Raw genomic sequence first — 24827 nt, forward strand, 5'->3', positions numbered from 1 at the left:
GCACTACCGCCTCGGTCGCCGGTCTTCCTGGTCATCGCCGAAGATGATGCGTGCGCTGCGCTGGTAGCTCCAGTACGCCACGGCCCAGTTCAGCAGCACCACGATGCGGTTGCGGAAGCCGATCAGGAAGAACACGTGCGCGGCCAGCCAGAACCACCAGGCCAGCACGCCCGACAGCTGCAGCCGCCCCAGGTGCACGATCGCGGCCATGCGACCGATGGTGGCCAGGTTGCCGTAGTCGGCGTACTTGAACGGGCCGGGCTCGGGCTTGCCGTGCAGGCGTGCGCGGATCACCTCGGCCACGTATTTGCCCATCTGCTTGGCAGCGGGTGCCACGCCGGGTACCGGCTTGCCGTCGGCCTGGCTCAGTGCGGCCAGGTCACCGGCCACGAACAGCTCCGGGTGATCGGGCAGGGTCAGGTCCGGTTGCACCGGCACGCGGCCGGCGCGGTCCAGCGGCACGTCCAGCGTGCGCGCCAGCGGTGAAGCGGCCACGCCGGCGGCCCAGACCACGGTGCGGGCCGGTACGAACTGGTCACCGAGCGTGAAGCCCTGGCTGTCGATGTCGCTCACCGGGGTACCGGTCAGCACTTCCACGCCCAGCTTTTCCAGCTGGCGGCGTGCTTTCAGCGAAAGTACTTCCGGGAACGAGGACAGCACGCGCGGGCCGGCCTCGACCAGCCGCACCTTGGCGCTGGCCGGGTCGATGTGGCGGAATTCGTTGCGCAACGTATGCCGCGCGATCTCGGCCAGGGTGCCGGCCAGTTCAACACCGGTGGGACCGCCACCGACCACCGCGAAGCTCAGCCATGCGGCCTTCTTCGCCGGGTCCGGTTCCGCCTCGGCGCGCTCGAACGCCAGCAGCAGCTTGCGGCGCAGCGCGATCGCATCGTCCAGCGTCTTCAGGCCGGGCGCATCATCGGCCCACTGGTCGTTGCCGAAGTAGGCGTGGGTGGCGCCGGTGGCCAGCAGCAGGCTGTCGTAGTCCAGCGTGCTGCCATCGGCCATGCGGATCTGCCGGGCCTGCTTGTCGATGGCGACCACTTCGCCGAGGCGGACTTCCACGTTGCGCTGGTGGCCGAGGATATGGCGCAGTGGTGCAGCGATATCCGGCGCGGACAGGCCGGCGGTGGCCACCTGGTACAGCAGCGGCTGGAACAGATGATGGTTGCGGCGGTCGACCAGGGTGATGCGTATGCGCTCGCGGGCCAGGGCACGGGTGGCCCAGAGACCGGCAAAACCGCCGCCGACAACAACCAGGTGGGGAACGCGCTCGCGACTCATCGACTCACTCCAGTGGGGGCATTGGGGGAAGCGCCTGGCATCTTCGCACGGCGACTGCCTGTCACGTCAGCGCCCGCGTGGATCGGCGATACTCGGGTTCAGGCAACCGCACGCGAGGAGTCCATGAGCGAACCGGAAAAGCGCATCGCCCTGTTGATCGACGCCGACAATGCGCCGGCCTCGAAGATCGACGAGGTGTTGGCCGAAGTGGCCCGCTATGGGGTGGCCAACGTGCGCCGCGCCTATGGCAACTGGAAGAGCCCGCGACTGAAGGGGTGGGAAGCGGTGCTGCATGAGTATGCGATCCGTCCCATCCAGCAGTTCGCCTACAGCAAGGGCAAGAATGCCTCGGACATGGCGATGGTGATCGATGCCATGGACCTGCTGTACGCGCGCAACCTGGATGGCTTTGCCATCGTCTCCAGCGATGCGGACTTCACCCCGATGGTGATGCGCCTGTTGACCGATGGCGTGAAGGTGTACGGTTTCGGCGAGAAGAAAACACCCGAGCCGTTCGTCAATGCGTGCTCGAAATTCACCTACCTGGAAGCACTGGGCCAGACCCACGCCAGCGTGCCGGATACCGAACAGGCATCCAGCGAACAGGCCTCGAACGAGCCGGTGGCCAACGACGATGCGCGCCCGCGCAAGAGCGGTGCGGAAATGCGCAGCGACACGCGGCTGGTGAAGATGCTGCGTCGCGCGGTGTCCGCGGCCGAGGGCGAGGATGGCTGGTCGCACCTCGGCCCGGTCGGCAGCCAGATCGGCAACCAGGCGTCGTTCGACCCGCGCAACTATGGCTACGGCAAGCTCAGCGATCTGCTGGCAGCGATCGGCCTGTTCGAACTGAAGAAGGATGGCAAGTCGTCCTACGTGCGCGCGCTGCCGAAAAAGAACCGGTAATGCCGGCCGCTGGCCAGCGAGGAACCGGTAGTGCCGGCCGCTGGCCGGCAATCCCCGGATGCCAGATTCCGCATCCCGCATGCACACACCCCGCCCGATCAGGGGTATCGTTGCCGCTCGCATTGCCAGCAAGGATTACCCGCATGTTGAAGATCTGGGGCCGTCGCAATTCCAGCAACGTCCGCAAGGTGCTGTGGTGTGCCGAGGAAATCGGCCTGCCGTACGAGTCCATCGAGGTCGGTGGCAGCCACGGCGGCACGCAGACGCCGGAATACCAGGCGATGAATCCCAATGGCCTGGTACCGGTGATCGAAGACCACGGCCTGCCGCTGTGGGAATCGAACGCCATCGTGCGCTACCTGAGTGCGCGCTACGCGCTGGGCACGCTGTACGCCGAAGAGCCGATGGAACGCGCCCAGGCCGAGAAGTGGATGGACTGGAGCACCTCGCGCATGGCGCCGCTGTACACCGACCTGATCTGGGGCATCATGCGCACCGCCCCGGCCGACCGCGACGAAGCGCGGATCAATGCCGCCATCGTACGCGCCGGCGACTACCTGGCGATGGCCGATGCCACCCTGGCCAAGCAGCCGTGGCTGTCCGGCGAGACATTCGCGATGGGTGACATCCCGCTGGGCTCGCTGATCTATGCCTGGTTCGAACTGCCGATCCAGCGTCCGGAACTGCCGCACCTGGCCGACTGGTACGCCCGTCTTCGCGAGCGCCCCGCCTACCAGCGCGGCGTGATGTCGCCGCTGACGTAAGCGAAAGCGTCCGGGGTCAGAGCCCTTTTCTGCGAAAAGGGATCCGACCCCAGGGCATCGGGGTCGGATCCCACCCGACGGGTAGGCTCTGACCCCTCAATAAAGATCCGTCGGATCCACATCCAGCGACCAGCGCACCTTGCGTGCTTCCGGCAGCGCATACAGCTGCGGTACCAGTTGCGAAAGCACCCCGTGCAGCGGTGGCCGCTGCGCGGCAGACAGCAGCAGCTGGGCGCGCTGGTAACCGGCGCGCCGTGGCATCGGCGCCGGCATGGGTCCATAGGCTTCCACCACGTCCTGCTCGCCCAGCAGCTGTCGCGCTGCCAGCAGGAATGCATTGGCATGCTCCACCTGCTGCGCTTCGGCGCGCATCAGCGCCAGATGCGCGAACGGCGGGAATCCTGCGGCCTGGCGCTGGTTCAACTCGGCCTGCGCGAACGGGTGGTAGCCACCGCTGACCAGGGTCTCCAGCAGTGGGTGCCCCGGGTGATGCGTCTGCAGCCAGACTTCGCCCGGGTCGCGCGCGCGTCCGGCGCGACCGGCGACCTGGATCAGCTGCTGCGCCAGTTTCTCGCTGGCGCGGAAGTCGGCCGAGAACAGGCCCTCGTCGATGCCGACCACCACCACCAGGGTCAGCTTGGGCAGGTCGTGGCCCTTGGCCAGGATCTGCGTGCCGACCAGGATGCCGGGCTGGTCGCCCAGTTTCGCCAGCTGTTGTTCCAGTGCATCGCGTCGCGAGGTGGTGCTGCGGTCGATGCGCACCACCGGGAAGTCGGCGAAGGCGGCGGTGAGATGTTCTTCCAGGCGCTCGGTGCCGATGCCCTGCGGTTGCAGCGCCAGACTCCCGCACGCGGGGCATGCCAGCGGCGCCGGTTGCCGCGCGCCGCAGTGATGGCACTGCAGGCGACGACCGCCGCCATGCACGGTCATCGGTGCATCGCAGCGGTTGCATGGCGCGGTCCAGCCGCAGTCGTGGCACAGCAGTACCGGCGCATAGCCACGGCGGTTCTTGAACACCAGCACCTGCTGGCCGCGCTGCAGGTGCTCGCCGATGCCGGCCAGCACGTCGGCCGAGAGGCCGTCATGCAATGGTCGCTTGCGCACATCAAGGATGCGCACGCGCGGTGGCCGCGCATCACCGGCACGCTGCTTCAGGCGCAGGTGGGTGTAGCGCCCGGCATAGGCGTTGTGCAGCGTCTCCAGTGAAGGCGTAGCGCTGCCCAGCAGCACCGGAACGCCCAGCGCCTTGCCCCGGACCAGAGCGAAATCGCGTGCGTGGTAGCGGATGCCGTCCTGCTGCTTGTAGCTGCCGTCATGCTCCTCGTCGACGATCAGCAGGCCGGCCTGCGGCAGCGGCGTGAACACCGCCGAGCGGGTGCCGACGATCACCCGTGCCTCGCCGCGCGAAGCCGCCGCCCAGACCCGGGCGCGCTCGTTGTCGTTCAATCCCGAATGCAGTGCATGCACGGCGATGCCGAGGCGGCCGCGGAAGCGTGCCAGGGTCTGCGGGGTGAGGCCGATTTCCGGCACCAGCACCAGCGCCTGCTTGCCTTGGGCCAGGCAGTGGATGATGGCCTGCAGGTAGACCTCGGTCTTGCCGCTGCCGGTTACGCCATCCAGCAGGAACGGTTGGAAGCCCTCGACTGCGTTGATCGCCGCCACGGCCTCTGCCTGCTCCGTGTTGAGGGTGGGGCCAGGCAGTGGCTGCGCGTGCTGCGGAGCGACGCGCAGCGCCACGCGTTCGGCCAGCTCGCGCTTGGCCAGGCTGCGCGCGGCGGTGCGCCAGTCGTCCATGCGTTCGCCCAGCACGTCCTCATCGACGATGGCGTCGGCCAGCAGCTCGGCCAGCTGCCGGGGGCGGCTGCCGGCGCGCAGTTTTTCGCGCTGGGCGCGGCCTTCGGCGGTCAGCTGCCAGCCCCAGTGATGGGTGTCGGGCAGGGCGTCGCCATGGCGCAGCGGGCCCGGCAGGGCGGTGCTCAGCACCTCGCCCAGTGGCGCATGGGTGTAGCGCGCCAGCCACTGCAGGCTGTGCCACAGCGCGCCCTGGAGCAGCGGTTGCGGGTCGCACCAGGCCAAGGCCTGGCGCAGTCCCTGGCCGTCATCGGTCTGGCCGTGCCCCACCACCACGCCGACCAGCTCGCGGTTGCCGAACGGCACCTTCAGGCGGCAGCCGACCGCGACCGTGGGGCCATCGCCCTCTGGTGACAGGTAGTCGAACAGGCGCGGCAGCGGGACGGGCAGGGCGACCTGCAGGGTCGGAATGGGTGAAAGCATCGGGCCAGTGTAACGGGCCATGCGCGCGCGGATGGCAGGGGCCAGAGACTGCCGGGGGGCCCTCGTCGAATCATAAATGTCACCTAAATATCGGTGTCCATTGGAGATTCAGTCTTATCCACATGTTCTGTGGATAACGTTGTGCGTTACCGGTCGACGGGAACGCAGGAGGCCGATGGCGACGAGCTCACGCTTGGGTTGGTCAAAAAATCGCCACACTTCAAAGTCATTCAAAATCAACAACTTGAGTGTGAAACATTGCTGAAACAGAGTGAATTCAGCTGGATGCCGCAGTTTTCCCCGAGGCGGGCGTGGTGCTGTGCACAACCTGCAGCACGAAGTGCCTGCGCGCGCAAGTCCTACGGGTGCCGATGGGCTGCCGCTATCATGCCGGCAGACCTTTGGAGTGACCGATGACGGCTGTGCCCGCCCCTGTTTCCTCGACCGCGGCCGGCGCGCTGTCGGCGTTCCTGCGCGGCGTCGAGCGCCGTGCCCTGGTGGTGGCTGAGCTGCAGTGCGGCGATGCCGCGCGAGCCGAGCAGACCCTGGTGGCGGTGATGCGCGCCTTCGCCGCGGTCGCCAGCGACCTGCCGATGGCGCAGTGGCCGATCCGCTTCTGGACCCTGCTGGGCCAGCGCCAGGCGCTGCGCGAGCCGGTGGGCGGCCAGTGGCTGCCGCCGTTGGCCGCGCTGGGCGAAATGGGGCCGCTGCCGCGCTTGGCACTCCTGCTGCGGGTGGGCGGCAGTCTGGACGAGGGTATCGCCATGCGCGTGCTCGACCAGGACGAAGCGGGCTACCAGCACCTGCTGGCCGATGCCTGCCCCCGTGATGCGCACGGCCAGCCCGATGCGTCGGCATGGCGCCAGCTGGCCGAACAGGTGCAGCTGCGCATCCGCGACCTGCCGGCCAAGCGCCTGCAGCAGCTTCAGCAGCCGGCTGCGCCGGCCGCCAGCAATGAAGCTCCCGCGACCGGCTGGCGCGCACCGCAGCGCGATGATCGTGCGGCCGCCCAGGGCAAGCGGCGGCGTCCCAATGCCAGGCCGCGCTGGCGCGGCCCGGTGATCCTGCTGGTGACGGTCGCGGTGCTGTTGGCCGCGGCACTGGGCTGGCGCTACTGGCAAGGACATTCATCCGGTAGCGACGCTCCACTGCCGGAAGGGGTAGTGGGCGAAGCTGGCCCGGTCACGGTGGAAGCTCTTCCGCCGAGCAAGGTCAATGCCACGCCGGATGCGACCCCGGCCCAAGCCTCCGACGACGCCATGATGCTGGCCGACCGCGACTATCCGCTGGTGGCCGATGCCGATCTGTATGCCTGGACCGCCGCCGGCGGCCCGTTGCCGGTGGACGAATCGCAATCCAGGCCGAGCCGGCCCGAGCCCGCCAGCGCCACGCTGGAAACCGCTGCCGCCGATGAATAAGACCCTGCTCGCCAGCCTGCTGCTGGCCCTGCCGTTGTCGCTGTCCGCCGCGCCGCAGACCTTGAGCGTGCCGCTGCCGCCGCCAGTGCCGGGCAGTTCACCGGCGGCTCCCGCTCCGGCCACCACAAACACGACGCCCGCTGCGTTCACCCAGCTCGACGCCCAGCAGCAGCGTCAGCGCCGTGCCGACTACGCGGCCTGGCGCGCCCTGCCGGAGAGCGAGCGGGAGCGCATCCGGCAGGCTGCGGCGCGGTTCAATGCGCTGCCGGCGGACCAGCAGCAGCGCCTGCGCGAGCAGTTCCAGGCGCAGGACCAGGCCTTCCGCGAGGGCTGGCGGCTGGGCCCGCAGCTGGGACTGGAGTTCCCCAAGCTGCACGGCCTGTTCGGCTTCGTGCCACCGGAACAGCGCGGGGCCGCGCTGGCCGTGCTGCGCCAGCTCAGCCCGGCGCAGCTGGCCCAGCTGACCCTGGTCGCGCAGCGCACGCCACCGCAGGAGCGTGACACGGTGCGAGGCGCGTTCCTCGCCGTGCCCGCCGCCGAGCGCGACGCCTGGCTCAAGCGCCAGGCCGGCCAGTAAACAAAGGGGACGGAGGGGATTAAGTCGTGTTCGGCACAGTCGGGCTTGAAACGACTTAATCCCCTCCGTCCCCTTTTTCTGTTCGTAACGCGATCGCAACGCGTGATGCCGGGGCCTGCCGGAACCCAGCATTCACGCCATGTCATGGGAATGCGCGCGCTGCGCGCGTAAGATGACCGGCCGCAACCCGGTGCCTGTGCCCTTCGCGCGCAACCGTAGTTCGCGTCAAGCACCTTATGTCTACTGCAACCTCCACGCCGCGCTTCAGCAAGGAAGTCGGCGCCACCGGTCTGCTCGCCCTGCCGCTTGTGCTCGGGCATGTGTCCACCGGCCTGATCTCCTTCGTCGACAACGTGATTGCCGGCCACCATGCCACCGCGACCCTGGCCGCAGTGACCATCGGCACGGCGCTGCTGTGGCTGCCGATGCTGATCCCGATCGGCACCCTGATCTCGCTCACCGCCTCGGTATCGCAGCTGCACGGCGCCGGCCGCGAGCGCGAAATCGGCCCGCTGTTCCGCCAGGCACTGTGGCTGGCGCTGGGGCTGGGGCTGATCATGTTCACCTTCCTCACGGTGGTGCCGCCGCTGCTGCCATCGTTCGGGATCGCGCCGGACATCGTGCCGGGGGCGACCGCGTTCCTGCACGCGGTGCGCTGGGGCGGGCCCGCACTGACCCTGTACTTCTGCATGCGTTACCTGAGCGAAGGCATGCACTGGACGTTGCCGACCATGCTGCTCGGCTTCGGCGGCCTGCTGGTGCTGGCGCCGATGGGCTACGTGCTGGCCAACGGCAAGCTCGGTTTCCCGGAACTAGGTGCGGAAGGCCTGGGCATCGCTTCGGCGGTGATGATGTGGCTGCAGGCCACGGCGTTTGCCCTCTACCTGTGGCGCACCAAGCGCTTCGCCCACCTGCAGCTGTTCTCGCACTTCGAAGGACCGCGCTGGAAGGCGATCTGGGACCTGCTGCGCACCGGCCTGCCGATCGGCATTACCGTGCTGATGGAAGGCGGCCTGTTCATCGTCACCGCGCTGCTGATCGGCCGCCTGGGTGCGAATGAAGCGGCCGCGCACCAGATCGCGATCAACGTGGCGCAGCTGTGCTTCATGATCCCGATGGGCGTGGCCGAGGCCACCACCGTGCGCGTCGGCCATGCGGTTGGCCGTGGCGATGGCTTCGGCGTACGGCGTGCGGCCTGGGCCGGCTACGCGATCATCATGGGCACGCAGACGCTGTCGGCGGCGGTGCTGCTGTTCGGCCACGATGCCATCGTCGGTGTCTACACCAACGACCTGGCGGTGGCCGGCCTGGCCTCGACCCTGCTGCTGTACGCGGCCACCTTCCAGTTCCCGGATGGCATCCAGGTGCTGTCGGCCGGCGCGCTGCGCGGCCTGAAAGACACCCGCGTGCCGATGTTCATCGCCATGTTCGCTTACTGGGGCCTGGGCATGCCGCTCGGCGCCGGGCTCGGCCTGGGTCTGGGCATGGGCCCGCAGGGCATGTGGATCGGCCTGATCGTTGGCCTGACCGCCGCTGCCATCCTGATGGGCTGGCGCCTGCGCCGCAGCAGCCTGCGCATCGGCCAGTCGATGTTGTCCTGACCTTTGCGCCCGTCATGCCGACCCATGGCGGGCGATCCCCTGACTTGTGTCCGATGCCGCATCACACGGCACCGGCTATGCTGGTACCACGGCAAGAAGCCATCCGGAGCGTTCCATGAATCAACCCGTGCCCCCGCTGCCCCCGGCGCGTCGCAACCCCGTCGCCAGTTTCTTCATCGGGCTGTGGGACGTCATGAACTTCACCCGCCGGTTGATCCTCAACCTGCTGTTCTTCGGCCTGCTGTTCCTGCTGCTGGTGATGTTCGTCATCGCGGCGGGCATGGGCGCCGGTGCCAGCAAGTCGCTGCAGGACCGCACTACCCTGGTGATCGCCCCGGAAGGCCGCCTGGTCGAGCAGTTCAGCGCCGACCCGGTCAGCCGCGCACTGGCCAAGGCGGTGGGCGACAACGGCGCCGAAGAGATCCAGCTGCGCGACCTGCTGCGGGTGATCGAGTCGGCCAAGGAAGACAAGAAGATCGAGCGCGTGGTGCTGGAGCTGGACAAGCTGCAGCCGTCCGGCTTCGCTTCGCTGCGTGAAGTGGCCACCGCGCTGCAGGACCTGCGTGCCTCCGGCAAGCAGCTGGTGGCCTACAGCGAGAGCATGGGCCAGTCGCAGTACCTGCTGGCCGCACAGGCCGACGAGGTCTACCTGGATCCGATGGGGTCGGTGGTGCTCGAGGGCCTGGGCCGCTACCGCCAGTACTTCCGCACCGGCCTGCAGGACAAGCTGGGCGTGGACGTGCACCTGTTCAAGGTGGGCGAGTACAAGTCCGCGGCCGAGCCGTACGTGCTCGATGCGGCCTCGCCGGCCTCCAAGGAAGCCGACCTGTTCTGGATGAACGACGTGTGGCAGCGCTATCTGGCGGACATCGCCAAGGCGCGTCGCCTGGACCCGGCACAGCTGGCCGCCGGCATCGACACGCTGCCGGAAGGCATCGCCGCCGCCGGTGGCGACCTGGCCAAGTTCGCCCTGCAGCAGAAGCTGGTGACCGCGCTGAAGACCCGCGAGGAATTCGAGGATCTGATGATCGAGCGCGGCGTGGCCGACGACGATGCCGACGGTGGTTTCCGCAACGTCGACTTCGGCACCTATCTGGGCCAGCTCGATGCGCGCCGCAACCCGGTCGACAACCGTCCGCAGGTAGCGGTGGTTGTGGCCGCCGGCGAAATCAGCGGCGGCGATCTCCCGGCCGGCCGCATCGGTGGCGAATCGACCTCGGCGCTGCTGCGTGCCGCGCGTGACGACGAGAACGTGAAGGCGGTTGTGCTGCGCGTGGATTCGCCGGGCGGTGAAGTGTTCGCCTCCGAGCAGATCCGCCGCGAAGTGGTGGCCCTGCAGGCCGCCGGCAAGCCGGTGGTGGTGTCGATGGGCGACCTGGCCGCCTCCGGTGGCTACTGGATCAGCATGAATGCCGATCGCATCTATGCCGATCCGTCGACCATCACCGGTTCGATCGGCATCTTCGGCATGGTGCCGAACTTCAGCCGCGCGCTGGACAAGATCGGCGTGCACACCGATGGTGTCGGCACCACCCGTTTCGCGGGTGCGTTCGATGTCACCCGCCCGATGGATCCGGCCGTGGGCCAGGTCATCCAGTCGGTGATCAACAAGGGTTACGCCGACTTCACCGGTCGCGTCGCCGACGCCCGCAAGAAGCCTGTCGAGGCCGTCGACGAAGTGGCGCGTGGCCGCGTGTGGAGCGGTGCGCAGGCCAAGGAACGTGGCCTGGTCGATGCCTTCGGTGGCCTGAAGGATGCCGTGGCCGATGCCGCCAGCCGTGCCAAGCTGGGCAAGGCTGATGCCTACCGCGTGCGCTACATCGAGAAGGCGGCAACGCCGTTCGCGCAGTTCGTCAGCGGTTTCGCCGGCAGCCGTGCCGGCGCCTGGATGCTGTCCGACTCGGGCATGGCGCGGATGGTGCTGGCGCGCACGATGCCGGAAGTGGATACGCAGCTGCGCTTTGTCGAGAACGCGGCGCGCGAGAAGGGCAACGGCACGCCGGTGAAGGCGCTGGCCTACTGCTTCTGCGGGTTCTGATCGGCAACGGTGACGAATGAAAACGCCCGGCCCTGGCCGGGCGTTTTCGTTGGTGGGGGTCGGATCCCTTTGCCCCGCAAAGGGCTCTGACCCCACAGGTCACTGCGTCGCGTCGGCCTCGGCCTTGCGTTCGCGTGCGGCGGCTTCTTCCACCGCTTTCTGTGCGCCCTTGGCGCGGTCCAGCGGTTCCTGCATCGCACGCGACATCGCTTTGGGCACCGGTGGCTTCTCCGGGTTCGGCGTCGGCGGCCGCTGGCAGGCCACCAGCAGCACGCCGGCCAGCAGGGACGAGAACAGGGTCAGGATGCGCATGGCGGCTCTCCGCAGTGGGCGTACGTGCAGTGTCGCATTCTCGGCAGAGGGCCGCCGTGAGCGCGTATCCTTGCCGCATCGAAATGCAGCGGGCGCGGCCCCGGAGGACACATGACCCAGCAACGGTGGCGCCTGGACGGGCAGACCGCCCTGATCACCGGTGCCAGCGCCGGTATCGGCCTGGCCATCGCGCACGAACTGGCCGGCTTCGGCGCGGACCTGATGATCGTCGGGCGCGATATCGACATGCTGGAGACCGCGCGCGACGAGCTGCTGGATGTGTATCCGCAGATGCAGGTGCACGCGCTGGCCGCCGATGTCTCCGACGACGAGGACCGCCGGCAGATCCTGGACTGGGTGGAAGACCACAGTGATGGCCTGCACATCCTGGTCAACAATGCTGGCGGCAACGTCACCAAGGCGGCCACGGAGTATTCAGAGGACGAATGGCGGAAGATCTTCGAGACCAACCTGTTCTCGGCGTTCGAGCTGTCGCGCTACGCGCATCCGCTGCTGGCTCGCCACGCATCGTCGTCGATCGTCAACGTCGGCAGCGTGTCCGGCCTGACCCATGTGCGCAGCGGCGTGGTCTACGGCATGAGCAAGGCCGCGATGCACCAGATGACCCGCAACCTGGCCGTCGAGTGGGCCGAGGATGGCATCCGGGTCAATGCAGTGGCGCCGTGGTACATCCGCACGCGGCGCACCTCCGGTCCGTTGTCGGACCCGGATTACTACGAGGAAGTGATCAACCGCACGCCGATGCGTCGTATCGGCGAGCCGGAGGAAGTGGCCGCCGCGGTGGGCTTCCTGTGCCTGCCGGCAGCCAGCTATGTCACCGGGGAGTGCATCGCGGTGGATGGCGGCTTCCTGCGCTACGGGTTCTGATCTTTCAGCGGGTAGTGCCGGCCGCTGCCGGCAACTGCAATCATCTGAAGATCCTGTGGTTGCCGGCCAGCGGCCGGCACTACCGGGTGGCGGTCACCCCGGTACCGGGCAGTTGCTGGCCTCCAACACCGCCTGCAGCCGCTCGCGTTCACCGCGCGCGGTATCGCGGTTTTCCGGTGCGGCGAAGCGTTCACGGCCGCGGGCATCGCGGAAGCGCTGCTGCCAGCTGCCGCATCGCTGTGCTTCGGGAAGTTCCTCGCAGCGGTCGCGCACGACTTCGCAGCCGGCCGCGTTCATCGGCGTGACCCCGCCCAGGCCCTGCACCGTCATCGGTTCGCAGCGACCAGGTGATGCCTCGTACTCGTGCAGATAACCACCGCCCTGTCCGTCGGTGCACTGGAAGATCGGGGGAAGCGGCGGCTTCGGTGGACCGTTGCCTGCTTCGGCACGGGCATCGGCATCACGGCGCAGGGTCGCACTGTCGAGAATCTGGTTGGCACCTTCGCGTTCAACCATTCCCGCTTCCATGATGGTGCGTCCTTCGTCCGCACGTCGTGGTTTCGCTGGGGCCGCAGGGGCAACGGCCGGTCCGGCCGGCACCGGCGCGGGTGTTTCGACGGGGGCGGGTGCAGGTTCCGCAGCCACAGGTGCAGCGGCAGCCGGCTGCGGGTTGGCCGGGCCGGGCACGCGCAGCACCTGCTGCTTGCTGCCGGTGGGGCACGGCGTGCGCTGCAGGGTAGGGACGTCACTACTGCTGGAGGTACAGCGGTAGATCACGCCCTCTTCGGCCAACGCGCTTCCGGGCAGCAGCGCCAGAAGCAACCAGATCAGTCTGTTCATGCTCACAGCGTACAGGCTGCGCTCAACGCTGGCAGTCGCGTGACAGGCGCGCGTCGATGCCACGCTGTTCGTTGTTGATGGCGGTGCGCTCGCTCTGCAATGCGCTGTTGTAGCGACGGTCCAGTTCCCAGCGGCGGTCGCGCAGGCGCGCACAGACCTGCTGTGGCGGCAGCGCGTGGCAGCTGTCGCGCACCAGCACGCTGCCGGCCGGGACCTGCACGCCTACGCCGACGGCGGGCGGCCGGTAACCGGGACCCTCGCCGACGGGCGGACCGATCGGTGTGCCGATGGCCGGGCGCGGACCCGGGTACGATGGGCCCCGATGCCCGTGTGGCAGCCAGACGCTGGTCCACAACGGCACCCAACGCGGATTGCCCTCGTTGCTGTCGCTGGTATAGCGCTGGCCATCGTCGCGCACGCATTCGTAAAGCGGCTGGGGCGGCTGGATGTAGACGTGGCGGACCTCGCGGTCACGCATCACCGGAGATTCGTCCGGCGGTGCGGGCGGCGCATCGCTGCGCACCACCCGCGGCGCTGGATCGCGCGGGCGCTGCAGGTCGCGGACTTCCTGGCGGCCGCTGCTGCAGGGCCTGTCCTGCAGGGCCACGGCGCCGTTGCTGGCGACGCAGCGGTAGACCCGCACATCCTCGGCCGCCGGTGCCGTCGATGGCAGCAGCAGGCACAGGCCCAAAGCGGTGCGCAGCAGGTTCATGACGGCAGGGTGCGCGATTGTCCGGGGCAGCGCAATCGGCCGCTCAGGAGCGCAGCACGTTGCCGCTGAGCGCGTCGCGGATCGGGGTGGGCTGGGCCAGGCCGCCGGTTTCGCCATCCAGGATGCCATCAAGCAGGCGCAGCAGGCGTGGATCCAGTTCTTCGCGGCGGCGCGCCGGTGGTTCGCCGGCCAGGTTGGCGCTGGTGGAGACCAGCGGGCCTCCCCAGGCACGGCAGAGTTCGGCCACCAGCGGGTGGGCGCTGATGCGCACGGCGATGCCGCTGTGCTCCCCGGTGACCCACGGCTGGGCACGGGGTCCGGCCGGCAGGATCCAGGTGTTGGCGCCGGGCCAGCTGGCCAGCACCGCGCGCTGGCGTGCGTCCGGCAGGGCCTGCAGGCGCACCCAGCCTTCCAGCTGCGCCAGATCGGCCGCGACCAGAATCATGCCTTTTTCGATCGGGCGTTGTTTCAGTCGCAGCACCATGTGCACCGCCGCCTCGTGCGAAGGGTCACAGCCCAGGCCCCAGACCGCTTCGGTCGGGTAGGCGATCACGCCGCCCGCACGGAGCGTGGCGACAGCAGAGTCCAGGGTGAGTTCTTTCATGGCGGCGACCGGCCCGGCGTGGGCCTTCATTATCCCCCTGCTGCGTGCAGAAGGGGTGGACCCTGGCACCCGGTAGTGCCGGCCGCTGGCCGGCATCTGATGCTTCTGGGGCTGCCGGCCAGCGGCCGGCACTACCCCTCATCCACGTATGGCGTGGAGTTACTTCGCGGCCTTCTTGACGGCCTTCTTCGCCGGGGCCTTCTTCGCGGCGGCCTTCTTTACTGCTTTCTTGGCCGCGGCCTTCTTGGCAGGCGCTTTCTTTGCAGCGGCCTTCTTCGGCGCCGCTTCCTTCTTCACTGCCGCCTTCTTGGCCGGGGCTTTCTTCGCAGCGGCCTTCTTGGCACCGAAGCCCTTGCGCACCGGCTTGCCGGTTTCTTCCATCAACTGCTGCACTTCAGCCAGGGTCAGCGACGCAGGTTCGCGATCCTTGGGGATCTTGCCGTTCATCCTGCCGTCGCTGATGTACGGGCCGAAGCGGCCGTTCAACACCTGGATGTCGCTGCCCTCGAACTCCTTGATGATCCGGTTGCGCGCGATCTCTTCCTTCTCTTCGATCAGGAACACGGCGCGCGCCAGGTCGATGGTGTACGGGTCGTCCTCCTTCTTCAGCGAGGCATAGGTGCTGCCGCGCTTGGCGAACGGGCCGAAGCGGCCGATGCCGACGCTGACCGGCTCGCCGTTGTCCTCGCCCAGTGCGCGCGGCATCAGGAACAGCTCCAGCGCGTCTTCCAGGGAAATGGTGTGCATCGACTGGCCAGGGCGCAGCGAAGCGAACTTCGGCTTCTCCTCGGCATCTTCGGCGGTGCTGCCGATGGCGGCATAGGGCCCGAAACGGCCCAACCGCACGCTGACCGGCTTGCCGGTCTTGGGGTCGGTGCCGAGCTCGCGCGCGCCACTGGCCTCCGCGCGGTCGACCGATTCCTTCTTGTCTTCGACCAGTTCCTTGAACGGTTCCCAGAAGCGCGACATCAGCGGGATCCAGTCTTCTTCGCCACGCGAGACGGCATCGAGCTCGTCTTCAAGCTTGGCGGTGAAGTCGTAATCCACGTACTGGGTGAAGTGGCTGGACAGGAACTTGGACACCGCGCGGCCCACATCGGACGGGCGGAAGCTGCGCCCTTCCATTTCCACGTACTTGCGGAACAACAGGGTCTGGATGATCGAGGCGTAGGTCGAGGGACGGCCGATGCCGTACTCTTCCAGCGCCTTCACCAGCGCCGCTTCGGTGTAGCGCGGCGGCGGCTGGGTGAAATGCTGTTCGGCCTGGATGCGTTCCAGCGGCACGCGGTCGCCGGGCTTCATCGCCGGCAGCTTGCGGCCTTCGTCCTCGTCCTCGGCACTCTTGTTGTCCTTGCCTTCCTCGTACACGGCCAGGAAGCCGGGCACGACCACGGTGGTGCCGCTGGCACGGAACACGTGTTCGCTGCCGGCCGACAGGTCGACGCTGACCGTGTTGAGCGTGGCCGGAATCATCTGGCAGGCCACTGCACGCTTCCAGATCAGTTCGTACAGGCGGCGCTCGTCGTCGGTGAGGAAGCGGGCGACCTGGGCCGGGGTGCGCAGGGCCGAGGTCGGGCGCACCGCTTCGTGCGCCTCCTGGGCGTTCTTCGACTTGGTCTGGTAGGTGTTGGGCTGGTCGGGCAGCGAGGCGATGCCGTAATCACGGGCGATCACGTCGCGGATCTCGGCCAGCGCATCCTGCGACAGGTTCACCGAGTCGGTACGCATGTACGAGATCAAGCCGACGGTGCCTTCGTCGCCAATCGCCACGCCTTCATACAGCTTCTGCGCCACCTGCATGGTCTTGCGGGTGGTGAAGCCGAGCTTGCGCGAGGCTTCCTGCTGCAGGGTGGAGGTGGTGAACGGCGGCGCCGGGCGGCGCTTGCGCTCCTTGCTGGCCACGTCGGTGACGTGCAGCGAGCCCTGCGCGGCCTGCTGGATGCGCATCCGCGCCGCTTCAGCGGTGTCGCCATCGGTGATGGTGAACTGCTCGAACTTCTGCCCGTCCAGCTTGATCAGCTTGGCGTTGAAGTGCTGCGACGGGTGCGCGCACTCGGCGGCGATCGACCAGTACTCGCGGGCGATGAAGGCTTCGATCTCTTCCTCGCGCTCGACGATCATGCGCAGCGCCGGGCTCTGCACGCGGCCGGCGGACAGGCCGCGCTGGACCTTGCGCCACAGCACCGGCGACAGGTTGAAACCGACCAGGTAATCCAGCGCGCGGCGCGCCTGCTGGGCATCGACCAGGTCGCTGGCGATCGCGCGCGGCTGGCTGATGGCTTCCTTGATGGCGCGCGGGGTGATCTCGGTGAACACCACGCGCTGCATGGGCTTGTCCTTGACCAGCCCGCGTTCCTTCAGGATCTCGGCGATATGCCAGCTGATCGCTTCACCCTCGCGATCCGGGTCGGTCGCCAGCAGGATGTCGTCGGCGCCCTTGGCGGCCTTGGCGATCGCGTCGACGTGCTTCTCGTTCTTGTCGATCACGTCATAGTGCATGGCGAACCCGTTGTCCGGGTCGACCGCGCCTTCCTTCGGAATCAGGTCACGCACATGCCCATACGAGGCCAGGACGGTGTAGTCCTTGCCGAGGTATTTGTTGATCGTCTTGGCCTTGGCCGGCGATTCGACGATGAGCAGGTGCTTGGGCATGGCAGCAGGGTCTGTGGGGCGAACCGTGGGGAAGGGGCCGCTAGGGTGGAGCAAATGGCCGCATTAGTGAAGCGGCCACGCGCAAATCCATAAACTGAACGCCCGGTAATGTGCCGGGCGTTCAGGTTTCACCTTATTAGAGGAATCACGCCCGGCCAGCCCGTGTCAAGCAGCCAGCCGTGAGGATGGCCGTTCAGGAGGCCATCTTGGCGATGAAGCCGACCGCGAACACCAGCAGCGCCAGGCCCACCAGCGACAGTACTGCGGTCAACACCAGTACCAGCACGGTGACGGTGCCCAGCTCGCGGCGCTGCAGGTGGGGCTGGTCGGTGTAGGCCCAGCGGTCGACCACCAGAGTGTCGCAGATCATGTCGTGCAGGCCCTGCTTGCGCTCGGTGAAGGCCGCCATCAGGAAGCCGATGCCGAGGGTGAAGCTGCTCAGCAGCATGGCCCAGTAACGACCGAACGCGCGGGCCTTGGTCAGGCGCTCGCCGTTGCCGCGGACGACCTTGATGCCGACCGCCATCTTGCCCAGCGTGGCGCCGCCCTTCGAGGCATGGAACCAGGTGTAGTACGCCATGCCGATGCAGAGGTTGATCAGGGCACTGGCCAGCTGGGCCACGATCTCGATGGCTGATTCGCCACTGCCCACCGCGCCCATGCTGGCGCCCAGGATCGCACCGAGGATGGCTCCTATCATGCTGCCGGGGATGACCAGCACGAAGTAGTCGATCATGTAGGCCGCCACGCGCTTCCAGAAGCCTGCGTAGACCACTTCACCGCCAACCACAGGCTGTGCGTGGCCACCGCTGCCGACGGCGGCTGGAGCGCTGTATGGCGAGCTGCTGAGCGCGCCGGTGCCGGGCAGCGGTGCGGTGCCGCTGTCGATGGCGGCATAGTCGCTGCGCAGGTCGAACCCGCCGCTGCTGGTGGCAGTGGTGGCATCGGCCAGCGTCTGCAGGCCGAGCTCGTCGACCACCTGGCGCAGTGCAGCCCACTGGGCCATGCCCTCGCGCCAGACCAGGGTGTCCAGGTTCAACTGGCCGCGCTGGAAGCGCTGGCGGATCTCCTGGACCGGCAGCGGGCCCTGGCGTTGCTGTCCTTCGGCGTAGTACCACTCAGTCATTGCATGTTCCCTGTTGAATCATCCTTGGAGGTGCTGGCGTGCGCGTGGCTCAGCCGCGGCACGTCGGCGGCAGGTACTTGTCGTTGCTTTCGCCACTGCATTCCCACCGGCCGCTGTCGCGATCGTATTCCAGCCACAGCAGGTCGCCGTCGATGCCCTTGCCTGGTACCGCCAGCGTTGCTTCGATGCCGCAGTGACCGTTGTTGAAGCGGCCGATGTTCACCGCCGACAGGCCCGCGTTAGCGAAGTCGCCCGGGGCCGGGAAGCCGGCGTCATTGGCACCCGGGCAGCGCCCTTCGTCATCGGCGAAATGCTGCACCTGGTCCTTCAGCGGCTGCAGCGCGGCCACGGCGCCGGCGACTTTGCTGCGCACGGTGTAGTCGTTGTAGGCCGGCAGCGCGATGGCGGCCAGGATGGCCACGATCGGGACCAGTACCAGCAACAGGGCACCACCGATGATGGCGGTCAGCGCACAGCCGGACAGCTTCTTTTTCGGTGCCGGCAGGACGGTGGCCGATGCACTGGCGGCGTAGGGCGTGGACGCCGGCAGTACCGGCGGCTGCGGCGGAGGCGGTGCGACGGGTTCCGGTTCCGGTTCGGGTTCGACCGGCGGTACGGCGGCGTCCAGCGCCGGCACGATCAGGCCGAGTTCGTCCACGACGGTGCGCAACGGCTGCCATTGCGGCAGTCCGTCGCGCCAGACCAGGGTGTCCAGGGTGATCTGGTTGTTGCGGAACAGCTCGACCAATTGTTCCGCCGGCAGCGGACCTTGCTGCCGGTTGCCTTCTGCATGGAACCACTCGCTCACGGGGACGCTCCTGAATGCGCTATGCCCCCAAGTGTACGGTCAGTGCAGGGGTTCTGGCTCGTCCATGAACATCTGCGTCTCCATCCAGGCATAGGCCGCTTCGGAGCCAGGCTGGTTGAACAGCACCATCAGTACGACCCATTTCAGGTCGTCCAGGTCCAGTTCGTCCTGGTCCAAGGCCATCGCCCGGTCCAGCACCAGTTCGCGCTGGTCGGCGTCGAGGATGCCGTGCTGTTCCAGGTACAGCAGGAAGCCGCGGCATTCCACGTCCAGCTTGTCCAGCTCGGGGCCGTGGTAGACGCGCACGGGGCCGTCGACCCGTGCCTGGGCCACGCTCGGCCGCTGCGCGGCCAGGGCGTCGAGCCAGTCGAACGCCTTGTTGATCTCGGTTGGGCTGAAACCGGCCTGGATCAGGCCGTTCTGGAGCGAATCGCGGTCACGGATCAGGTCCGCGTCTTCGCTGAAATAGTGTTCAAACAGGTACAGCAGTACGTCCAGGATGCTCTCTTTCATTGCCCCTCGGCCTGCGTCGCGCGACGCTGTGGAGGTGAAGAAACTAGGGAGTTCGACAGTAGCGGCCGTGTACGCACACCACGATTCCCGCCAGTTCCATGGCCAGCAGCATGGAGGACACCTGGGGCGCCGTCAATCCACAGCGTGTGATCAGTGAATCCATACTGCTTGGGTCGTGGTCCAGGGCCCGCCACAAGCACTGGTAGTCAGGGTCGTCGGCCCAGCGCGCCGGCAGGAGCGCCGGCGGTGCCTGTTCAGTGGGGGTGCCCAGCCGTGATTGCAAGCCCGGCAGCTGCTGGCGAAGGGCAGGGGCCAGCAGTTCCAGCACTTCCTCGGGGCGCTCGACCAGTGCGGCCCCTTCACGGATCAGCCGGTGGCAGCCCGCAGCGCGTGGGTTGAGTACCGAGCCGGGCAGGGCACAGACTTCACGGCCCGCCTCGGCAGCCAGCCGTGCGGTGATCAGGGCGCCGGAGCGTTGCGCGGCCTCGACCACCACCGTCGCCAGCGCCAGCCCGGCCACCAGGCGGTTGCGCGCGGGGAAGTGGCCCGGGCGTGCCGGTGTGCCGGGCAGGTACTCGCTGAGCACCGCGCCCCCGGCGGCGATCCGCCCCTGCAACCGTTGGTGGCTGTCCGGATAGGCCCGATCAGGGCCGGTTCCGATCACCGCCACGGTGCAGCCGCCTGCCTCCAGTGTGGCCAGGTGGGCGGCCGCGTCGATGCCGGCCGCCAGGCCACTGGTTACGGCCAGTCCGGCCTCGACGAAGCAGCCGGCAAAGCGCGCGGCCAGCGCGCGTCCTCCCGGGGTTGGCGAGCGGCTGCCGACCAGCGCCACCGAGGGGCGCCAGGCCAGGCTCGGATCGCCCGCCACGAACAGCGCCAGTGGCGGGTTCGGGACGTCCAGCAGGGGCGGCGGAAAGGCCGCATCGGCGAAGGACAGCAGATGGTGGTCGTCGTCTTCCAGCCAGTGCCGCGCCACGGTCCAGGCGCGGGCGTCGGGGTGTTCCAGTGCAGCGCACTGCTCTGGCGTGCAACCGTGCGCGCGCCAGTTCGCGGCGCCCTGCGCGATCGCGGTCTGCGCGCTGCCCGCGGCCTGCAGCAGGGACCGCCGTGGCGCCAGCGCGCCGCCTGCCATCACCAGGCGCAGCAGCGCCTCATCAGCTTGCTTGGTCATTCCCCCACTATCGAGCGCATGCAACAAAGGCGCCCTAGGGCGCCTTCGCATGTGGCTGTCAGGTTTTGCCGGAGACCGCCCCTGTAGAGTCGACTGTCAGTCGACTACCGCGCGCAGCGCGGGCGCTTTCGGGGGGCGGTGAAGAGCAGTCGACCAACAGTCGACTCTACCGCGCGTCCGGGTGCAGCGCGTTGTACCCCACGCGCACCGGCCTCACGCCCTGCATCACCAGCGCGTAGCTGACATTGTCGAAGGTGCGGAACACCATGGCATGCGCCGCGTACTCGTCCGGCAGCGAGACCCGGCCGGCGCCGGTGCTGAGCGAATCGTCCGTGCGCGACGAGTTCGGGTACTTCATGCGGTGCGCCACATGGCGGCCCGGGCGCCACAGCGAGAACACGGTTCCATTGTCCACGCCCTGCGTGCGACCAGCCGAGATCGCGATCACGTCGCGGGGGCCGCCGGCAGTGAACATGTCGGTGACGGCCAGCACGCGTACGTCGACGCCCTCGACGCCTGCGGCGGGGACATGGGGCACGAACTGCAGGTCGTACGGCCTGGCCTCGATGGGCACCAGGCGGTCGCCGGCACGCACCTCACGGCCGCCTTCGTTCTTGTCCAGCACCAGGGTGGACGCCTCGACCTTGCCTCCGGCGACATGGGTGATGGTGCCGGTGGCGACCTGGGCCAGCTCATAGCCGAGCACGCCGCGGCGGTGGTTGGGTGCGCTGTAGGCGCGCCACAGGTTGCCGCTGCCCGGGGTGACGTCGCCGTTGGCGGTCAGGTCCTCGGTCGGCTTGGGCTGGGCGTAGCGCACGGTCGGGCGGACAACCGCCCAGCGCTGGCCTACCTGGGCGTCAGCCAGGCGCACATAGACGGCGTGGCCGCTGGTGGCACGCAGGCGTTCCTCTTCCAGGCCGGCCACGTAGGGCAGCTGCTCGATGCTGTCGACCACGCTCAGCTGCTTCAGGAACGGCTCGACCTGGGCCAGCGGAATGGCGTCGATCGGGGCCTCCTGGCGTGGGCCGGGCCGGGCCGCCACGGTCACCCGGTCCAGGTAGGCCAGGCTCAGGACGTCACCGGGATAGATCAGGTGCGGATTGGCGATCTGCGGATTGGCCTGCCAGATCTCCGGCCACAGCCACGGCTTCTGCAGGAAACGTGCGGCGATATCCCACAACGTATCCCCTTTTCGGACCACATAGGTGTCCGGGTGCCCGCCATTCACTTCCACGGCGGTAGCATAGGCAGCCACGGTCAGCATCGCCGCGGCGACGACCGTACGAAAACGAAGCAACATAGGTGTGAAGCCCTGATTCCCCAACAGGTCCGCGCACTATAGTCCAGAAACCGGGGCGCAAGGCAAGCGTTGGAGCTAGAATCTGCGACGTATGCCGGCGTGCCGGCCCCCTATCCGGAAACAGCCATGGCCCTTCTCCCCATTCTCGAGTTCCCCGATCCGCGCCTGCGTACCAAGGCCGCGTTGATCGAAGCTGCCGAAGTCACCACGCCGGCCTTCCAGGAACTGATCGACAACATGTTCCTGACCATGTACGACGCCCCGGGCATCGGCCTTGCCGCCACCCAGGTGGACGTGCACAAGCGCTTCATGGTCATCGACGTCAGCGAAGAAAAGAATGAACCGCATGTGTTCATCAATCCGGAAATCGTCGCCAAGGACGGGGGCCGGGTGTACCAGGAGGGCTGCCTGTCGGTTCCGGGCATCTTCGCCGACGTGACCCGTGCCGACACCATCACCGTCAAGTACCTGGATCGCAACGGCCAGGAACAGCAGATGGAGGCTGGTGACGTGCTGGCCACCTGCATCCAGCACGAGATGGATCACCTGGACGGCAAGCTGTTCATCGACTATCTGTCGCCGCTCAAGCGCGAGATGGTGCGCAAGAAGCTGGCCAAGCAGCGCAAGCACGTGGCGTGATCGCCAATCCGGGCCACCCTTCGGGTGGCCCGGGCCTGCGCGGCTCGCGCGGGCTCTACGGCGCCGGCCGACGGCGCCGTTTTCTTTCCTGCACGAATCCATCCTGCAAGTGGGGTAGCCATGAGGATTGTCTTTGCCGGTACGCCGGAATTCGCGGTGTCGTCGCTGCGCGCGGCTGCGCGCCACCATGAGGTCGTGGCCGTCTATACCCAGCCTGATCGCCCGGCCGGCCGAGGCCGTGGCCTGGCGCCTTCGCCGGTCAAGCTCGAAGCCGTGGCCCGTGGCATTCCGGTCTACCAGCCGGAGTCGCTGAAGGACGCGGCCGCCCAGCAGCAGTTGCGCGACCTGCAGCCGGACCTGATGGTGGTGGTGGCCTATGGCCTGATCCTGCCCAAGGCGGTACTGGCCATCCCGACCCATGGCTGCTGGAACGTGCATGCCTCGCTGCTGCCGCGCTGGCGCGGCGCTGCGCCGATCCAGCGTGCGATCCAGGCTGGTGACGCGAAGACCGGGGTGTGCCTGATGCAGATGGAGGCTGGCCTGGATACCGGCCCGGTGCTGCTGCACCAGGAGCTGCCGATCGCCGCCACCGATACCGGCGGCCAGCTGCACGACAAGCTGGCCGAGCTTGGTGCCCAGGTGTTGTCTGATGGCCTGGGCCTGCTGCGCGCGGGCATCAAGCCGATCGCGCGACCGCAGCCGGAACAGGGCGTGACGTACGCGCACAAGCTGGACAAGGCCGAAGCCAGGCTGGACTGGGCGCAGGACGCCGACGCGCTGGCGCGTACCGTGCGCGCGTTCAATCCGTGGCCGATCGCCGAGGCAACGCTGGCTGGCGAACGCGTGCGCATCCATGGTGCGGTGGCACTGGAGGCAGACCACGGCCAGGCGCCGGGCACCGTGCTGGCCGCCGGCCGCGACGGCATCGACATTGCCTGTGGCCAGGGCGCGCTGCGCCTGCGCGTGCTGCAGCGTGAAGGCGGCAAGGCGATCACCGCTGCCGATTACCTCAACGCTCGCCGCGACCTGCGCGTGGGGGCATAAGCGGTGTCCAAGCAGAACGATTTCTCCGTCGCCAAGGCGGCACCGGGCGCGGCCACGCGCATGCTGGCCGCACGCGTGCTGGCACAGGTGTTCACCCGTGGCCGTTCGCTGAAGGCCGAACTGGCCTGGGCGCTGCCGAAGCTGGCCGACAGCCGCGACCGCGCGCTGCTGGAAGCCCTGTGTTTCGCTGTGCTGCGCCGTCGCAGCACCTATGACGCGGCCTTGCAGGCCTGGATGCAGAAGCCGCTGTCGGCGCGCGATGCCGACCTGCGCACGCTGCTGATGGTCGGTTTCGCCCAGCTGGACGTGCTCGAACTGCCTGCGCACGCAGCGCTTTCGGCTACGGTCGATGCGGCGCGCGCGCTGGGCCGTGAGCGCCAGGCAGGCCTGGTCAACGCGATCCTGCGCCGCGCCCAGCGCGAGGGGTTCCCCGAGCAGCCTGCGCGCGACGCCTTCCCGGAATGGTTGGCTGATGCGATCGAACGCGACTGGCCGGCGCAGGCCGAAGCGATCTTCAGCGCCAGCCTGCAACCCGCGCCCTTGTGGCTGCGTGCCAACCGCCAGCACGGCGGTCGCGACAAGGCCCTGGCGACGCTGGCCGAGGCCGGCATTGCCGCTGAAGCCACTGCACTGTGCGCCGATGCGTTGCGCCTGGCGACCCCCGTTGCCGTGAACCAGCTGCCGGGCTTCGGCGATGGTGCACTGTCGGTGCAGGACCTGTCGGCGCAATGCGCGGCCGATGCGCTGGCACCCGCGACCGGTGCCCGCGTGCTGGATGCCTGCGCGGCACCCGGCGGCAAATCGGCGCATCTGCTGGAGCGTGACCCGAGCCTGCGCCTGCTGGCGCTGGATATCGACGCGCGCCGTCTGGCCCGGGCACGTGACACTTACACCCGCACCGGTGTGGGCGAGCATGCGCAGACCCTGGTCGCCGATGCCAGCGATCCCGGTTCGTGGTGGGACGGCGTGCCGTTCGACGCGATCCTGCTGGATGCGCCATGTTCGGCCACGGGCGTGATCCGCCGCCAGCCGGATGTGATGTTCCACCGTCGCGCCGAGGACGTCGATGCACTGGTGGGCGTGCAGGCGCGCCTGCTGGAAGCCTGCTGGTCGATGCTGCGCCCCGGCGGCGTGTTGCTGTACGCCACCTGCTCGATCCTGCGCGCCGAGAACATCGATCAGGTGCGTGCGTTCCTGAAGTGGCATCCGGACGCGGTGGCGCAGCCGCTGGGCGATGCGTTCGGCGTGGATTGCGAAGGCGTGGCACGCCAGCGACTGCCTGGTGACAACGATGCTGACGGTTTCTTCTACGCGCGTCTGATAAAAGCAGCCTGACCCCCCGCTGCCGTTTCGAGTCCC

General features: G+C 68.2%; 22 protein-coding genes. 10 read left to right on the plus strand and 12 right to left on the minus strand.

What is annotated here, in order from left to right:
- Positions 1-3: 3 nt before the first annotated feature.
- A complete protein-coding gene (locus tag AC5P7E_RS05470; RefSeq protein WP_012481378.1) occupies positions 4-1284 on the minus strand; it encodes an NAD(P)/FAD-dependent oxidoreductase in 1281 nt (426 codons plus the stop codon).
- A gap of 123 nt (positions 1285-1407) precedes the next feature.
- Between AC5P7E_RS05470 and AC5P7E_RS05475 the strand changes: the two genes are divergently transcribed.
- Entirely contained in the window at positions 1408-2187 is a 780-nt protein-coding gene (locus AC5P7E_RS05475; protein WP_005411210.1) for an NYN domain-containing protein, read from the plus strand.
- Between the two features lie 143 nt (positions 2188-2330).
- On the plus strand, positions 2331-2951 hold the full coding sequence (locus tag AC5P7E_RS05480; protein ID WP_024957891.1) for a glutathione S-transferase family protein: 621 nt from the start codon (positions 2331-2333) through the stop codon (positions 2949-2951).
- A 96-nt stretch (positions 2952-3047) separates the two neighbouring features.
- Here the strand turns inward: AC5P7E_RS05480 and AC5P7E_RS05485 are convergent, their stop codons facing one another.
- Positions 3048-5225: a primosomal protein N' gene (locus tag AC5P7E_RS05485; protein WP_114618306.1), complete on the minus strand. Its 2178-nt coding sequence runs from the start codon at positions 5223-5225 to the stop codon at positions 3048-3050.
- Between the two features lie 413 nt (positions 5226-5638).
- Here AC5P7E_RS05485 and AC5P7E_RS05490 point away from each other — a divergent pair, with 413 nt between their 5' ends.
- The 4 genes from AC5P7E_RS05490 to sppA all read left to right on the plus strand — a co-directional run bounded on the left by AC5P7E_RS05490 (position 5639) and on the right by sppA (position 10859).
- A complete protein-coding gene (locus AC5P7E_RS05490; protein WP_049460254.1) occupies positions 5639-6643 on the plus strand; it encodes a hypothetical protein in 1005 nt (334 codons plus the stop codon).
- Positions 6636-7220 (plus strand): DUF3106 domain-containing protein, encoded by a 585-nt coding sequence (locus AC5P7E_RS05495; protein ID WP_049460255.1) that lies wholly within the window; start codon positions 6636-6638, stop codon positions 7218-7220. Before AC5P7E_RS05490 ends, AC5P7E_RS05495 begins: the two co-directional genes overlap by 8 nt.
- 236 nt (positions 7221-7456) lie before the next feature.
- On the plus strand, positions 7457-8821 hold the full coding sequence (locus AC5P7E_RS05500) for an MATE family efflux transporter (protein WP_005414611.1): 1365 nt from the start codon (positions 7457-7459) through the stop codon (positions 8819-8821).
- A 115-nt stretch (positions 8822-8936) separates the two neighbouring features.
- Positions 8937-10859, plus strand: coding sequence for a signal peptide peptidase SppA (gene sppA / locus AC5P7E_RS05505; RefSeq protein ID WP_005411204.1), 1923 nt, complete (start codon positions 8937-8939; stop codon positions 10857-10859).
- A gap of 99 nt (positions 10860-10958) precedes the next feature.
- On the opposite strand, the gene AC5P7E_RS05510 is transcribed toward sppA, so the two are convergent.
- A complete protein-coding gene (locus tag AC5P7E_RS05510; RefSeq protein ID WP_005414610.1) occupies positions 10959-11171 on the minus strand; it encodes a hypothetical protein in 213 nt (70 codons plus the stop codon).
- A 111-nt stretch (positions 11172-11282) separates the two neighbouring features.
- On the opposite strand from AC5P7E_RS05510, the gene AC5P7E_RS05515 reads away from it, so the two are divergent.
- Complete coding sequence (locus AC5P7E_RS05515) at positions 11283-12059, plus strand: SDR family oxidoreductase (protein ID WP_005411202.1); 777 nt, start codon at positions 11283-11285, stop codon at positions 12057-12059.
- Positions 12060-12152: 93 nt separating this feature from the next.
- On the opposite strand, the gene AC5P7E_RS05520 is transcribed toward AC5P7E_RS05515, so the two are convergent.
- The 9 genes from AC5P7E_RS05520 to AC5P7E_RS05560 all read right to left on the minus strand — a co-directional run bounded on the left by AC5P7E_RS05520 (position 12153) and on the right by AC5P7E_RS05560 (position 21785).
- On the minus strand, positions 12153-12899 hold the full coding sequence (locus AC5P7E_RS05520) for a hypothetical protein (RefSeq protein ID WP_005411201.1): 747 nt from the start codon (positions 12897-12899) through the stop codon (positions 12153-12155).
- Positions 12900-12921: 22 nt separating this feature from the next.
- Entirely contained in the window at positions 12922-13611 is a 690-nt protein-coding gene (locus tag AC5P7E_RS05525; protein ID WP_049396406.1) for a DUF4124 domain-containing protein, read from the minus strand.
- Positions 13612-13654: 43 nt separating this feature from the next.
- Entirely contained in the window at positions 13655-14245 is a 591-nt protein-coding gene (gene tsaC / locus AC5P7E_RS05530; RefSeq protein ID WP_005411199.1) for an L-threonylcarbamoyladenylate synthase type 1 TsaC, read from the minus strand.
- 129 nt (positions 14246-14374) lie between these two features.
- Entirely contained in the window at positions 14375-16867 is a 2493-nt protein-coding gene (locus tag AC5P7E_RS05535) for a DNA topoisomerase I (protein WP_005411198.1), read from the minus strand.
- A gap of 193 nt (positions 16868-17060) precedes the next feature.
- Entirely contained in the window at positions 17061-17993 is a 933-nt protein-coding gene (locus tag AC5P7E_RS05540) for an RDD family protein (RefSeq protein ID WP_024957896.1), read from the minus strand.
- Between the two features lie 49 nt (positions 17994-18042).
- The gene (locus AC5P7E_RS05545) at positions 18043-18801 is read right to left on the minus strand and encodes a pilin (protein WP_005414606.1); all 759 of its coding nucleotides are present in this window, start codon (positions 18799-18801) and stop codon (positions 18043-18045) included.
- A 39-nt stretch (positions 18802-18840) separates the two neighbouring features.
- Positions 18841-19314, minus strand: coding sequence for a DUF494 family protein (locus AC5P7E_RS05550; protein ID WP_005411195.1), 474 nt, complete (start codon positions 19312-19314; stop codon positions 18841-18843).
- Positions 19315-19357: 43 nt separating this feature from the next.
- On the minus strand, positions 19358-20485 hold the full coding sequence (gene dprA / locus AC5P7E_RS05555; protein ID WP_005414605.1) for a DNA-processing protein DprA: 1128 nt from the start codon (positions 20483-20485) through the stop codon (positions 19358-19360).
- A 166-nt stretch (positions 20486-20651) separates the two neighbouring features.
- Positions 20652-21785 (minus strand): LysM peptidoglycan-binding domain-containing protein, encoded by a 1134-nt coding sequence (locus AC5P7E_RS05560; protein ID WP_114618271.1) that lies wholly within the window; start codon positions 21783-21785, stop codon positions 20652-20654.
- Positions 21786-21911: 126 nt separating this feature from the next.
- Between AC5P7E_RS05560 and def the strand changes: the two genes are divergently transcribed.
- From def to rsmB, 3 genes are all read left to right on the plus strand, one after another.
- The gene (def, locus tag AC5P7E_RS05565; protein WP_005411192.1) at positions 21912-22424 is read left to right on the plus strand and encodes a peptide deformylase; all 513 of its coding nucleotides are present in this window, start codon (positions 21912-21914) and stop codon (positions 22422-22424) included.
- 120 nt (positions 22425-22544) lie between these two features.
- Positions 22545-23468, plus strand: a complete 924-nt coding sequence (fmt, locus tag AC5P7E_RS05570; protein ID WP_024957899.1) for a methionyl-tRNA formyltransferase — start codon at positions 22545-22547, stop codon at positions 23466-23468.
- 3 nt (positions 23469-23471) lie between these two features.
- Positions 23472-24803, plus strand: a complete 1332-nt coding sequence (gene rsmB / locus AC5P7E_RS05575) for a 16S rRNA (cytosine(967)-C(5))-methyltransferase RsmB (protein WP_059035547.1) — start codon at positions 23472-23474, stop codon at positions 24801-24803.
- Positions 24804-24827: the final 24 nt, after the last annotated feature.

The organism is Stenotrophomonas sp. YJH_SMC_25, assembly GCF_059369595.1.